Annotated in this window: 14 protein-coding genes; 5 read left to right on the top strand and 9 right to left on the bottom strand. The window is 64.0% G+C overall.

Annotated features, from left to right (window positions below; translation table 11 throughout):
* Positions 1 to 16 precede the first annotated feature (16 nt).
* From SA496_RS03470 to bufA2, 3 genes are read right to left on the bottom strand one after another with little or no spacing between them, the layout of a single operon-like run.
* Positions 17 to 784, bottom strand: a complete 768-nt coding sequence (locus SA496_RS03470; protein WP_120652774.1) for an HvfC/BufC N-terminal domain-containing protein — start codon at positions 782 to 784, stop codon at positions 17 to 19.
* Positions 775 to 1,620 carry an MNIO family bufferin maturase gene (gene bufB, locus SA496_RS03465; RefSeq protein ID WP_120652775.1) on the bottom strand — a complete coding sequence of 282 codons (846 nt, stop codon included), beginning with the start codon at positions 1,618 to 1,620 and terminating at the stop codon, positions 775 to 777. Before bufB ends, SA496_RS03470 begins: the two co-directional genes overlap by 10 nt.
* Positions 1,621 to 1,667: 47 nt before the next feature.
* Complete coding sequence (bufA2, locus tag SA496_RS03460; protein WP_028628621.1) at positions 1,668 to 1,928, bottom strand: BufA2 family periplasmic bufferin-type metallophore; 261 nt, start codon at positions 1,926 to 1,928, stop codon at positions 1,668 to 1,670.
* Positions 1,929 to 2,102: 174 nt separating this feature from the next.
* Between bufA2 and SA496_RS03455 the strand changes: the two genes are divergently transcribed.
* The 3 genes from SA496_RS03455 to SA496_RS03445 are packed head-to-tail and all read left to right on the top strand — an operon-like array spanning position 2,103 to position 3,323.
* Positions 2,103 to 2,471 (top strand): hypothetical protein, encoded by a 369-nt coding sequence (locus SA496_RS03455; protein ID WP_120652776.1) that lies wholly within the window; start codon positions 2,103 to 2,105, stop codon positions 2,469 to 2,471.
* Between the two features lie 21 nt (positions 2,472 to 2,492).
* Positions 2,493 to 3,029 carry a GNAT family N-acetyltransferase gene (locus SA496_RS03450; protein WP_218584192.1) on the top strand — a complete coding sequence of 179 codons (537 nt, stop codon included), beginning with the start codon at positions 2,493 to 2,495 and terminating at the stop codon, positions 3,027 to 3,029.
* 60 nt (positions 3,030 to 3,089) lie between these two features.
* Positions 3,090 to 3,323 (top strand): hypothetical protein, encoded by a 234-nt coding sequence (locus tag SA496_RS03445; RefSeq protein ID WP_120652778.1) that lies wholly within the window; start codon positions 3,090 to 3,092, stop codon positions 3,321 to 3,323.
* On the opposite strand, the gene SA496_RS03440 is transcribed toward SA496_RS03445, so the two are convergent.
* Positions 3,320 to 3,640: a cupin domain-containing protein gene (locus tag SA496_RS03440; RefSeq protein ID WP_120652779.1), complete on the bottom strand. Its 321-nt coding sequence runs from the start codon at positions 3,638 to 3,640 to the stop codon at positions 3,320 to 3,322. The genes SA496_RS03445 and SA496_RS03440 overlap by 4 nt on opposite strands.
* The gene (locus tag SA496_RS03435) at positions 3,637 to 4,542 is read right to left on the bottom strand and encodes a DMT family transporter (protein WP_120655266.1); all 906 of its coding nucleotides are present in this window, start codon (positions 4,540 to 4,542) and stop codon (positions 3,637 to 3,639) included. Before SA496_RS03435 ends, SA496_RS03440 begins: the two co-directional genes overlap by 4 nt.
* A gap of 147 nt (positions 4,543 to 4,689) precedes the next feature.
* On the opposite strand from SA496_RS03435, the gene SA496_RS03430 reads away from it, so the two are divergent.
* Entirely contained in the window at positions 4,690 to 5,562 is an 873-nt protein-coding gene (locus SA496_RS03430; RefSeq protein WP_330115053.1) for an AraC family transcriptional regulator, read from the top strand.
* On the opposite strand, the gene SA496_RS03425 is transcribed toward SA496_RS03430, so the two are convergent.
* The 3 genes from SA496_RS03425 to purL form a co-directional block, all read right to left on the bottom strand.
* Positions 5,563 to 5,880, bottom strand: coding sequence for a Nif3-like dinuclear metal center hexameric protein (locus tag SA496_RS03425; RefSeq protein WP_120652781.1), 318 nt, complete (start codon positions 5,878 to 5,880; stop codon positions 5,563 to 5,565).
* A 170-nt stretch (positions 5,881 to 6,050) separates the two neighbouring features.
* The gene (locus SA496_RS03420; RefSeq protein ID WP_330115052.1) at positions 6,051 to 6,311 is read right to left on the bottom strand and encodes a CDGSH iron-sulfur domain-containing protein; all 261 of its coding nucleotides are present in this window, start codon (positions 6,309 to 6,311) and stop codon (positions 6,051 to 6,053) included.
* A gap of 168 nt (positions 6,312 to 6,479) precedes the next feature.
* Entirely contained in the window at positions 6,480 to 10,376 is a 3,897-nt protein-coding gene (purL, locus tag SA496_RS03415; RefSeq protein ID WP_330115051.1) for a phosphoribosylformylglycinamidine synthase, read from the bottom strand.
* Between the two features lie 166 nt (positions 10,377 to 10,542).
* Here purL and mltF point away from each other — a divergent pair, with 166 nt between their 5' ends.
* Positions 10,543 to 12,006, top strand: coding sequence for a membrane-bound lytic murein transglycosylase MltF (mltF, locus tag SA496_RS03410; protein ID WP_120652784.1), 1,464 nt, complete (start codon positions 10,543 to 10,545; stop codon positions 12,004 to 12,006).
* Between the two features lie 99 nt (positions 12,007 to 12,105).
* Here the strand turns inward: mltF and tadA are convergent, their stop codons facing one another.
* The gene (gene tadA / locus SA496_RS03405) at positions 12,106 to 12,597 is read right to left on the bottom strand and encodes a tRNA adenosine(34) deaminase TadA (protein WP_120652785.1); all 492 of its coding nucleotides are present in this window, start codon (positions 12,595 to 12,597) and stop codon (positions 12,106 to 12,108) included.
* Between the last annotated feature and the right edge of the window lies 1 nt (position 12,598).

Genomic DNA, 12,598 nt, shown 5'->3' with positions numbered 1-12,598 from the left:
TCGGACGGCGCCAGACTCAGCCTGCGCGCCTGACCACACCCTCACTTATCCACAGTTTCAGCCAGCCAGCCGCCAGCATCGGATCGCCGAGCTCCGCGCACAGGCCAGCAAAGCTCCAGCCCTGCGCCACCATGCCCAGCAATGCATGGCCTTCTTGCTCGGCAAGGCTGCGGTATTGCCCCACCAGCCCCTGACGCCAGACCAGGCACAGTTCGGCTCGCTCCAGCAGCTCGCTGCCAGGGAACTCGCGACCATCCTTCACCGCCCGCCACAGGGCTAGGCTGTTATGCCGACAAGGCACCCGCTGCACACTGGGCACCAGCGCCAGCTGCAGCTCGGGCCAGTCTTCAGCAGGCAAATGCGCCATCTGCTCCAGGGTCAGCGGCTCATCCGCCGGAGCATCGAAGGCCAGGGTGAAGGCCCACTCAAGCCGCGCCAGCTCGGCCAAGGGCGCGGACTGATCCGGCACCAGCCAGGACTCGATGAAATCGGCGAGACTCGCCCCCAGCCAGCGCAGGCTAAAATGCCGCGACGGATGGGCACGCAGGTAGGCGTGGGCCAAGGCCTCGAACTCATCGTCGCCGAGCCAGTGATGCAGTGTCGGGTAGTCGCCACGCAACGCCTCGACCAGCCGTGCGCGGAAGGCATGATGGTAAATCTGCAAGCCCTCCAGCGCGCCCAGTTCCGGGCCGCCACGAATGGCTGCGAGCAGTTCGGCGTCGGCTAGGTCGCATTCATCCAGCAAGTAGGCCTCGAAGCGCTGCTGAAATTCGCTCAAGCGCATACCACCTCCTTTCCCAGGGTGACGTCCGCCAGTTCCCGTGCCTTGCCCAACTCGGCCAGCAGCTCATCCAAAGGCGGCAGGTGGTCGTCACGCTCCAGCAGGGTGGCAACCGGCCCCAGGTGTTCAAGGGTGCGCTGGTAAAGCTGCCAGACCGGATCACAGATCGGTGCATCGTGGGTATCGATCAGGTAGTGGCCGTAGTCGCTATGACCGGCCAGGTGCAACTGGCGGATGGCGGTTTTCGGCAGTGCGCGGATGAAGTCCCAGGGCTCGAAACCCTGGTTACGCGCGCTGACGTACACGTTGTTCACATCCAACAGCAGTTCGCAGCCGCTGAGTTCCACCAGGGCGGCGAGGAATTCCCATTCGCTCATCTCGCTGTCGGCACAGCGCAGGTAACTGGAAACGTTCTCCAGCACCAGCGGCCGGCCCAGCGCGTCCTGCACCTGCCGGACCCGTTCGGCCACATGGGCCAGGCTCTCTTCGGTGAAGGGCAGCGGCAGCAAGTCATGGAGCTGGTGGGCGTTGCCACGGCTCCAGCAGAGATGATCAGAGACCCAGCGAGGCCTGATGCGCTGGGCAAGTGCCTTCAACTGCAGCAGATGATCGCGGTCCAGCGGGTGCGGGCCGCCAATGGACAGCGACACCCCGTGCATTACCAGCGGATAGCGCTCGGCAATGGCGTCCAGGTAGTAGAGCGGCTTGCCGCCGCCTACCAGGTAGTTCTCGGAGATCACCTCGAACCAGTCCACCGTGGGCTGTCGTTCGAGAACCTCCTGGTGATACTGGCTTCGCAAGCCCAGGCCGAAACCCAGGCTGGATGGGTGCTCATGCATGGCAGGTCTCCCTGGATCGGGGTGGCCCGCAGGCCACCCCAGCCTCATCAGGGACCGACCTTGCCGCCGGCGGAATTGCACTCGGCCAGCGTGGTGCTCTTGAAGCCCTGGCCTTTACAGGCACCCTGTCCCTTGCACGAGTTGTTAGCGGTCTTGCAGTCGTTCTGACCTTTGCAGGCGTTGATGCCGTAGCAGTGCACCATGGCTTCTTCGGCCATGACCTGGGTCGGCAGGCTGGCGAACAGACCGGCAGCGGCGAGGGCCAGGGCGACGCCGGCAGCGGTGGTGGTGGAAGTCTTGGTAGTCATTTTGTGCATCCTCGGGATGGTTGTCTTTGGCCGGCTTGCTGCGCCGGACATAGAGATAGAGAACGCAGCCGAGCTAGCGTTACAGGCGTGGAAAAAAATTTGCGATACCACCTGAATCGGTTGCCCGGATAGCATTCGGCTACAGTTGCCACAGCCCAACAACGAGATCCCGTCATGTCGCTTACCTTGCGCTACGCAGTCGGCGGCGTGGCCCTGGCCATCGTCCTGAACCTGCTCCTTCGCAGCTTCGTGAAAATCGGCGGCATCTTCGCCACGCTGTTGATCGCTGCCGCCACGGCCGCCCTGCTGGCCCTCGCGTTCCGCCTCATCCAGCGCCGCTTACCCGAGCCCGGTGAGCGTTGGCGCATCGTGCTCACCTACGGCGGCCTGCTTGGGCTGCTATACCTAGGACTGCTAGCGATGATGACTCTGCAGGACACGCCCAGCCCCATGGGCGTACTGCTGTTCCTGGTCCATTACCTCTGTTATCCGGTGATGGCCGCATTGCTGCTGTCGGAGCGGGTATTCACGAAGGTCCGCTGACGGCCAACAAGGATGTCCACCATGAACTACCGCCCCTTGCGCGTGCCGGCCGATAGCGAGCGGCTCGCCGCTTTCGATGCCTCCTACATCACCTCGCACATCTGGCGCGTCGAGGCCGATGGCCTTGCACTGCGACTGGTCGAGGAGAAACTCGCCGAGCCCTTCCACAAGGCCTATGACGCCGCCGGGTTTCCCGATGATGTAGCCGATGCCGACTTCGCCCTTGCAGCCGAAGCCCGCGACGGCAGCCTCGCCGGTTTTGCATGCGTGCGCCTGGTGCCGTGGAACCGCAGCGCTGAACTGAGTGCGCTGTTCGTTGCACCGGCGCACCAGGGCCAGGGCATCGGTCGTGCACTGCTGGAAGGGGCTATGGCCTATGCCCGCAGCCAGGCGATGCGCTGCCTGTGGCTGGAGACCCAGACCAGCAACTACCCTGCCATCGGTTTCTACCAGCGCGCCGGTTTCACCTTCTGCGGGTTGAACACCATGCTTTACGATCCGACGGAAGTGGCGGCCGAGGAAATCGCCCTCTACCTGAGCCACCCGCTCGACGGCTGATTCGATGGAACCGCCGCTGCATCGCTCGCCACTAAGCAGAAGGCGTGCGAGGAATTGGCGATGGACTACCTGGACCTGCTGCAATGGCCGGCGATGCTTGTGACCGTCCTGGCTGCCTGGCTGATCGGCTCCAATCAGGAGTCACGACGCAATGTAGGTTTCTGGGTGTTCATGACGAGCAATGCGCTCTGGATCGCCTGGGGGCTGTACGCCCACGCCTATGCGCTGATCGTGCTGCAGCTCTGCCTCGCGGCGATGAACATGCGAGGGGTGAAGAAGACCCAGAACGACTAGATGCTCCCCTCCCGCTCGATCACCAGGACTCGGGCGGCGCCAATCGGATGGGCGACATGTTCGCAACCTACCTCGGCGAAGAAGATATCCCCTGCCCCTAGCAGTACCCGCAATTCATCGCCTTCCTCGCGATAACGCATCTCTACCTCGCCATCGAGTACGGCGAAGACTTCAGGCCCGTCGTTGACGTGCCAGACATAGGGCTGGTCGGTCCAGTGCAAACGCACTGTGGTGCCGCCCATATTAACCAGATCCATCGCGCCCCACGCCCGCTCCGCGGTGAAGTCTCGGCTGCGTACCACGCGCCCGGCGCTCATGCGCGACCCGCCGTGGCAGCAGCCGGCATGGACGTCTTGGGCTTGCGGAACACCAGTACGTTACCCGCCATCACGAGGCCCAGCCCGAACAATGCGGGCAAGGTCCATTGGTAGCCTTCGACGAAGGCCGAGATGTTCAGCGCCACCACCGGGAACAGCACGGTGCAGTAGGCGGCGCGCTCCGGGCCCATGCGTCCCACGAGGGTCAGGTAGGCGGTGAAGCCGATCACCGAGCCGGGAATCGCCAGGTAAAGCAGAGAGCCGACGTAGCGGGTGTTCCACTCCATGCCGAAGGGCGTACCGCTGACCAGGCACCAGGCGGCCAGCATCAGGGCACCGTAGAACATGCCCCAGGCGTTGGTGGTCAACGGCTTGAGTCCGGCTTTCTGCTGCAGGCTGGAGAGCATGTTGCCGGCGGAGAAACACAGTGTGCCGAGCAGCGCCAGGCCAAGACCGATGAAAGTTTCACGGCTGGCGGTGTGGTGAGACAGCTCTGGCCAGAACAGCAAGCCCAACCCCAGCAGGCCAAGGCCGCCGCCACCGAGCACGTTGGGTGCAATGCGCTGGCCAAAGAAGATTCGTGCATTAAGGGCGTTCCACAGGGTGGCGGTGGAGAACACTACGGCGATCAGCCCGCTGGGTATCCACTGGCTTGCGGTGTAGAAGCACATGAAGTTGACACAGAACAGGCACAGGCCCTGGGCCAGGCAGATCATCTGCGCTCGACCATCGAGCTTCTGCAGGCGCCGGCTGATCAGGAGCAGGGCGAACAGCACCGCGGCGGCCAGGGCGAAGCGGTAAGCGATCGACGCAGGAATGGCGACGCTGCCCATCTGCAGCTTGATGGCGATCCAGGTAGTGCCCCAGATCAGGACGGTGAGCAGGTAGAGGGACAGGTTCATCACGGCGACTCCGGTTTCGACGGAACCAGTCTCCATCCACCACCTGCCACCCGCTTGCACAAACTTGCGCTTATCTCGTCGGATGGCTGCCCGTCGGTTTACACGCGCGCTAGGATGAACTCCATTCGTACACCGGCCGCTCCGTCCATGTCGTTACTCGAACAGAATCAGGTCTTCCAGTCCCTCAGCAGTTCGCCTCATGCTCGCCTTGAGCACAGCGCGGAGCTGGGTGACGGCCTGGGCGCGGCACTCTGGAGCAACCACCACGACGCGCGGGAATACCAGGGGCCGAAAGTCCACACCCTGTCCTGCTACCTGGAGGGCGGCACCGGCACCTACCGCCGCGAGCGGCCGGATACCAAGGGCGCACCGGGCAAGCTGTGCATCCTGCCGGCCGGCCACGAATCATCCTGGGTGATCAACGGCGAGATCCGCCTGGCGCATCTCTATTTCAGCGCGGAGCACTTCGCCCAAGCGGCGGTGACCCTGCTGGACCGCGAACCCCGCGAACTGCAATTGTGCGAGCGCACCTTCCTCGATGACCCACAGCAGGCGCAGAACTTCCATCAGTTGGTCCGCCTGGACTGGGACGAACCCGGCGAGCGCCTGCGCGCCACCAGCCTGGCGCACGAGATGATCCATCACAGCCTGCTGACTCAGGTGGGAATGCGTGAAGGGCTGCGACTGAAAGGTGGATTGGCGCCGGCCTTGCGCAAGCGCCTGACGGACTACATCGAGACCCGCCTGGCCGAGCCCATCAGCCTGGGCGAGTTGGCGACCTTCTCGGCGCTGTCGGAATATCACTTCGCGCGGATGTTCCGCGAAAGCTTCGGGATGCCGCCGCACCAATATGTGCTGGCGCGACGCCTGGAGCGGGCGCGCAAGCTGCTGCGTGAGACCGAGCTGCCCCTTGGCGAAATCGCCCTGGCCTGCGGCTTCGCCAGTGCCAGCCACTTCAGCAATCGCTTCCGCTCGGCGGTTGGTGGCACGCCAGGAGCTTTCAGGGCCGCATTTCGCTGATCAGAACACCAGGTCGGACAGGCGCCACACTTCGAAGGCCGGCGTTTCGTATGGGTGAGCCTTCTTCAGTGCCTTGACCGCATCGTGGATGAGCTCATCGGCCACCACCATTTCCACTTTCCATTCCGCCACCTGCTCGACGATTCCGGACTGGCCCAGGTAGGGATTGCTACCCTCCAGCGGACGGAACTGTCCCTGGCCGAGCGCCTGCCAGCAACAGCTGTCATAGGCGCCGATACGCCCGCCGCCAGCGGCGAAGATGGACTTTTTCACAGGTTCCAGATGGCTCTCCGGAACGTAGAAACACAGCTTGTACATCGGGTCCTCCGCGTGGCTCCGAATACGGGTTCATGCCAGGAAATGATGTCACGAATGATGGCATTTTGACGTCATATTGCCGAGGCACGGTTCACATACGGCGATTTGGACCCGTAGCGCAGCAATGCGTTCTGCGTGGGGATAGTGCGTCTGGTGATAAAGGTGAAGTGCTACTCACCTTTCCAGAAGCGCCGCCAGCGCTGGCCGAGGCTGGGTGTGTGCGGGCTGTGACTGCCATCGCACCACGGCAGCCGCGCGGACAGGCCACAGCGGCAGAGCAGTAACCGCTGCTCGCGACGAGCGGTCAGGTCGAAGCCGCCAGAGCAAGAGGAAGGACAATCAGGCAGCTGTGGCGAACGACCACAGCGGCAGAGCCGGCAGCGATCGCCGGGTTGGAGCAGGCGGACTTCAGGAAGAATCGGGTCCGGCATGGGTGAGGCTCGAAAACAAAAAAGGCGGGAGAAGATTGCCTTCTCCCGCCTTTCACTGTCGATGTCCGAGTGGGCCAATCATGCGGAGCTGGCTGAAACGCCCTCTCCCGCCCTTCGGGCACCCTCTCCCCGGGGGAGAGGGTCATCAGAACGGCCTGCAGCCGGCTATCAATCCACCCAGACGCGGGCGTTGCGGAACATGCGCATCCAGCCGCCGTCTTCCTGCCACTCGTCCGGGCGCCAGGAGTTCTGCACGGCACGGAACACGCGCTCCGGGTGCGGCATCATGATGGTCACACGGCCGTCACGGCTGGTAAGGCCGGTGATGCCACGGGGCGAGCCGTTCGGGTTGGCCGGGTAGGTCTCGGTGACCTTGCCGTGGCTGTCGACGAAGCGCATGGACACGCAACCGGACAGGTCGGCTTCCAGCAGTGCTTCTTCGCTTTCGAACTCGGCGTGGCCTTCGCCGTGGGCGATGGCGATCGGCATGCGCGAACCCGCCATGCCACGCAGGAAAATCGAGGACGACTCCTGAACCTGAACCATGGCCACGCGCGCTTCGAACTGCTCCGAGCGGTTGCGCACGAAGTGCGGCCAGAACTCGGTGCCGGGAATCAGCTCGTGCAGGTTGGACATCATCTGGCAACCGTTGCACACACCCAAGGCGAAGCTGTCCTTGCGCTCGAAGAACGACTGGAAGCCATCACGGGCACGGGAGTTGAACAGGATCGACTTGGCCCAGCCCTCACCAGCGCCGAGTACGTCGCCGTAAGAGAAGCCACCGCAGGCCACCAGGCCCTTGAAGTCTTCCAGGCTGACGCGGCCGGCAAGGATGTCGCTCATGTGCACGTCGATGGCAGCGAAACCGGCGCGGTCGAAGGCGGCGGCCATTTCCACCTGGCCATTGACGCCCTGCTCGCGCAGGATCGCCACCTGCGGACGCGCGCCCTTCTTGATGTAGGGCGCGGAGATGTCCTGATTGACGTCGAAGCTGAGTTTGACGGACAGACCGGGGTTGTCTTCCTCCAGCAGCGAGTCGAACTCCTGATCGGCGCAATTGGCGTTGTCACGCAGGCGCTGGATGCGATAGCTGGTCTCGGACCATTGGCGCTGCAGCATGCGGCGCTCACCGCCGAACACGGCTTCACCATTGAAGCTGATGGCAACGTTGGCGCCATTGACCGGCTGGCCGATTACCGCGACGCAGTCGCCGAGGCCGGCGGCGCTGAACTGGGCCAGCACTTCCGGCGTGGCGTCCTGGCGAATCTGGATGACCGCACCCAGTTCTTCGTTGAACAGCACGGCAGCCAGGCCTTCACGGTTGTCCGCCAGGGCGTCCAGGTAGATGTCCAGACCGCAGTGGCCGGCGAAGGCCATTTCCAGCGCGGTGGCCAGCAGGCCGCCGTCGGAACGGTCGTGATAGGCCAGCAGGTGGCCATCGGCGTTCAGGCCCTGGATCACGGCAAAGAAGGCTTTCAGGTCTTCGGCGTCGTCTACGTCCGGGGTCTGCTGGCCGAGCTTGCTGTAGACCTGGGCCAGGATGGAACCGCCCATGCGGTTCTGGCCACGGCCGAGGTCCACCAGAATCAAGTCGGTTTCGCCCTTGTCCAGACGCAGCTGCGGGGTCAGGGTCTGGCGCACATCGCTGACTGGCGCGAAGCCAGTAACGATCAGCGACAGCGGCGAGGTGACGGACTTGTCCGCACCCTCGTCCTGCCAGCGGGTCTTCATGGACATGGAGTCCTTGCCCACCGGGATGGTGATGCCCAGTGCCGGGCACAATTCCATGCCAACGGCCTTGACGGTGTCGTACAGACGGGCGTCTTCACCCGGGTGGCCGGCAGCGGCCATCCAGTTGGCGGAGAGCTTGATGTCACCCAGCTTCTCGATCTTCGAAGCAGCCAGGTTGGTGATGGTCTCGCCAATGGCCATGCGGCCGGACGCAGGGGCGTTCAGCAGGGCCAGCGGGGTGCGCTCGCCCATGGCCATGGCTTCACCGGTGTAGACGTCGAAGCTGGTGGCGGTGACAGCGCAGTCGGCTACCGGAACCTGCCAGGGGCCGACCATCTGGTCGCGGGCCACCAGGCCAGTGATGGTGCGGTCGCCGATGGTGATCAGGAAGTTCTTGCTGGCCACGGCCGGGTGATGCAGTACACGACTGACGGCGTCATCGATGTCCAGCTCGGCGGCGGCGAAATCATCGCCCAGCTCGGCTTCGCGGCTGACCGAACGGTGCATGCGCGGCGGCTTGCCGAGCAGGACTTCGAGCGGCATATCCACCGGTTTATTGCCGAAGTGGCTGTCGGCCACGGTCAGGTGCGGCTCCTCGATGGCCTCGCCGACCACGGCGAACGGGCAGCGCTCGCGTTCACAGATGGCCTTGAAGCGCTCGAAGTCGGCGGCGTCCACGGAGAGCACATAGCGCTCCTGGGACTCGTTGCACCAGATTTCCAGCGGGCTCATGCCCGGCTCGTCGTTGGGCACGGCGCGCAGTTCGAAGCGACCGCCACGGCCACCGTCGTTGATCAGCTCCGGCAGGGCGTTGGAAATACCGCCGGCACCCACGTCGTGGATGAACTTGATGGGGTTTTCCGAACCCATCTGCCAGCAACGGTCGATCACTTCCTGGCAGCGACGCTCCATTTCCGGGTTGTCGCGCTGTACCGACGCGAAATCCAGGTCGGCGGAGCTGGAGCCGGTAGCCATGGAGGAAGCAGCGCCACCGCCAAGGCCGATGAGCATGGCCGGGCCGCCGAGGACGATCAGCTTGGCGCCGATGGAGATTTCGCCCTTCTGCACGTGCTCGGCGCGGATGTTGCCCATGCCGCCGGCGAGCATGATCGGCTTGTGATAGCCGCGCACTTCTTCACCGTGGGGGGTGTCGATGGCTTGCTCGAAGGTACGGAAGTAGCCGGTCAGGGCCGGACGGCCGAACTCGTTGTTGAACGCGGCGCCGCCCAGCGGGCCTTCGATCATGATGTCCAGCGGGGTGACGATGCGCTCGGGCTTGCCATAGGGCTTTTCCCAGGGCTGCTCGAAACCGGGGATCTGCAGGTTGGAAACGGTGAAGCCGGTCAGGCCCGCCTTGGGCTTGGCACCACGGCCGGTAGCGCCTTCGTCGCGGATCTCGCCACCGGAGCCGGTGGAGGCGCCGGGGAACGGGGCGATGGCGGTCGGGTGGTTGTGGGTCTCCACCTTCATCAGGATGTGCACGGGCTCCTGGGTGGCACCGTACTGACGGGTTGCCGGGTCCGGGAAGAAGCGGCCGGCGGTAGAACCCTCGATCACCGAAGCGTTGTCCTTGTATGCGGACAGAACGCCTTCACGGTGCATTTCGTAGGTGTTCTTGATCATGCCGAACAGGCTCTTCTCCTGCGCCTGGCCGTCAATGTCCCAGCTAGCGTTGAAGATCTTGTGGCGGCAGTGCTCGGAGTTCGCCTGGGCGAACATCATCAGCTCGACGTCGTGGGGATTGCGACCCAGATCGTTGAAGCTCTTCACCAGGTAGTCGATTTCGTCCTCGGCGAGCGCCAGGCCCAGTTCGACGTTGGCCCTTTCCAGCGCAACGCGGCCACCACCGAGAATATCCACAGCGGTCAGCGGCTTGGGCTGGGCGTGGCTGAACAGGCCGGAAGCCTCTTCCGCGCCGGCCAGCACCAGCTGGGTCATGCGGTCATGCAGGCTGCTGGCGATGAGCTGCGCGTCGGCGTCGCTGAACTCGCCTGTCACGTAGTAGGCGATAGCGCGTTCCAGGCGCTCGATCTTGGCCAGGCCGCAGTTACGAGCGATGTCGGTGGCCTTGCTCGACCAGGGCGAGATGGTGCCGAAGCGCGGCACTACCAGGAACAGGCGGCCGCTGGGCTCCTGAACCGGGACGCTGGGGCCGTACTTGAGCAGGCGGGCCAGGACTTGCTCTTCCTCCCCGCTGAGTACGCCAATCACTTCGGCGAAGTGGGTGAACTCGGCGTAGAGTCCGCTGACGGCGGGGACCTTCTGGGTCAGTTGCTCGAGCAGTTTGCCGTGGCGAAAAGCGGAAAGGGCGGGAGCACCGCGCAGGATCAACATCTTCGGGACAGCCTCTGGGGAAGGGGTGTGCTTGGAGGCCGTGCATTCTAGCGCAAAGCGCCGCTTTCCGGCACCTCTGAAGGTGCCTCGCGTCGCCCGACAGCTAGCAGAGAAGATGCCCGCTGTCGAGATATGGCGCCCGCCAGGCTTTGCGTATACTCCGTGGATGCTAAATAACCACGTGTTCGGCACACGTCGGGCGTTCTGGGCCCTGGCCACCGGATTCTTCCTGATGCTCGTCGGCTGCAAACAGCCCACCACCCTCGAGCGCGTTCAGGAGGAGGGTGTGCTACGCGTGATTACACGCAACAGCCCCGCCACCTACTTCGAAGATCGTAACGGCGAAACCGGATTCGAGTACGAACTGGTCAAGCGATTCGCCGACGACCTGGGCGTCGAGCTCAAGATCGAAACCGCCGACAAGCTGGATGATCTGTATTTCCGCCTGGGCCAGGCCAACGGCCCGGTCCTGGCCGCCGCAGGTCTGGTGGCCAGCGACGCGCGCAAGAACGACGTGCGCTTTTCCCACTCCTACCTGGATGTCACCCCGCAGATCATCTACCGCAACGGCGAGCGTCGCCCTACCCGTCCAGAAGACCTGGTGGGCCGCCGTATCCTGGTACTCAAGGGCAGCAGCCATGCAGAGCAACTGGCGGCGTTGAAGGCCACCCTGCCGGGACTGAAGTACGAGGAATCCGACGAAGTCGAAGTGGTCGACCTGCTGCGCATGGTCGACGAGGGGCAAATCGACCTGACCCTGGTGGATTCCAACGAGCTGGCGATGAACCAGGTCTACTTCCCCAATGTACGCGTGGCCTTCGACCTGGGTGACGCCACCAGCCTGGCCTGGGCCATGGCGCCAGGCGAAGACGACAGCCTCTACAACGAGGTCAACGCCTTCCTCGGCAAGGCTCGCAAGGACGGCACCCTGCAGCGCTTGAAAGATCGCTACTACGGCCATGTCGATGTACTCGGCTACGTCGGCGCCTACACCTTCGCCAAGCATCTGCAGCAACGCCTGCCCAAGTACGAGCAACACTTCCGCCTGGCTTCGCAGAAAAACGACGTGGACTGGCGCCTGCTGGCGGCCATCGGCTATCAGGAATCCCTCTGGCAGCCCACCGCCACCTCCAAGACCGGTGTGCGCGGCCTGATGATGCTGACCGAGGGCACGGCCAAGGCCATGGGCGTGTCCAACCGGTTGAATGCCCAGCAGAGCATCCATGGCGGCGGCAAGTACTTCACGCTGATCAAGGACGGTCTTTCCGAGGATCTCAAGGAGCCGGACCGTACCTGGTTCGCCCTGGCCGCCTACAACATCGGCATCGCCCACCTGGGTGACGCCCGCAAGCTGGCTGAGGCCGAGGGCCTGAACCCGAACAAGTGGCTGGACGTGAAGAAGATGCTGCCGCGCCTGTCGCAGAAGCAGTGGTACCGCAAGACCCGTTATGGTTATGCCCGCGGCGGCGAGACCGTGCACTTCGTACAGAACATCCGCCGCTACTACGACATCCTCACCTGGGTAACCCAGCCGCAAATGGAAGGCAGCCAGTTGGCCGAGAATGCCAGCCACCTGCCTGGCATCAACAAGACTCGTCCGCCGGAAGACCAGCAGGACGAGAAGCTCTGAGCCGCCCCTTCCGGCCAAGAAAAAGCCCGCATCAAGCGGGCTTTTTCATGTCGGACCATCACCTGACCTTGGCCGGACCGCCTGTCGCAAGCTTCCGCCTCAGGCGTCCTTGCGTGCAGCTCGACGGGCCTGGAAGAAACCGGAGAGCATCTCGCTGCACGCCAGCGCCAGCACGCCACCTTCAACCAGCACACGGTGATTGAGAAATTCCTGGTCGAAGAACTGGCCACGGCTGACCACCACGCCCGCCTTGGGTTCTGTGGCGCCGTAGACGACGCGGGTTATCCGCGAATGGACAATGAGCCCGGCGCACATGCTGCAGGGTTCGAGCGTAACGTACAGCGTGCTGCCTACCAGACGATAGTTCTCCAGGCGGCTGGCAGCATCGCGCACCGCCACCATCTCGGCATGGGCACTGGGGTCATGGCCGGAGATCGGGCAATTGAACCCGCGCCCGACGATCTCGCCGTCCTTGACCAGCACCGCGCCTACCGGCACCTCCCCCAGCGCCGCGCCCTGCTGGGCCAGGGCGAGGGCTTCGCGCATGAAGTGTTCGTCGCGGCTGCGGTCGATGATCTGGGGCTGGCGCATG

The organism is Pseudomonas sp. JS3066, from assembly GCF_036328175.1.
In the GTDB taxonomy this organism is placed as follows: Bacteria; Pseudomonadota; Gammaproteobacteria; order Pseudomonadales; family Pseudomonadaceae; genus Metapseudomonas.
Note: the sequence above shows the minus strand (reverse complement) of the source record. Positions and strands in the feature narration are given on the sequence as shown.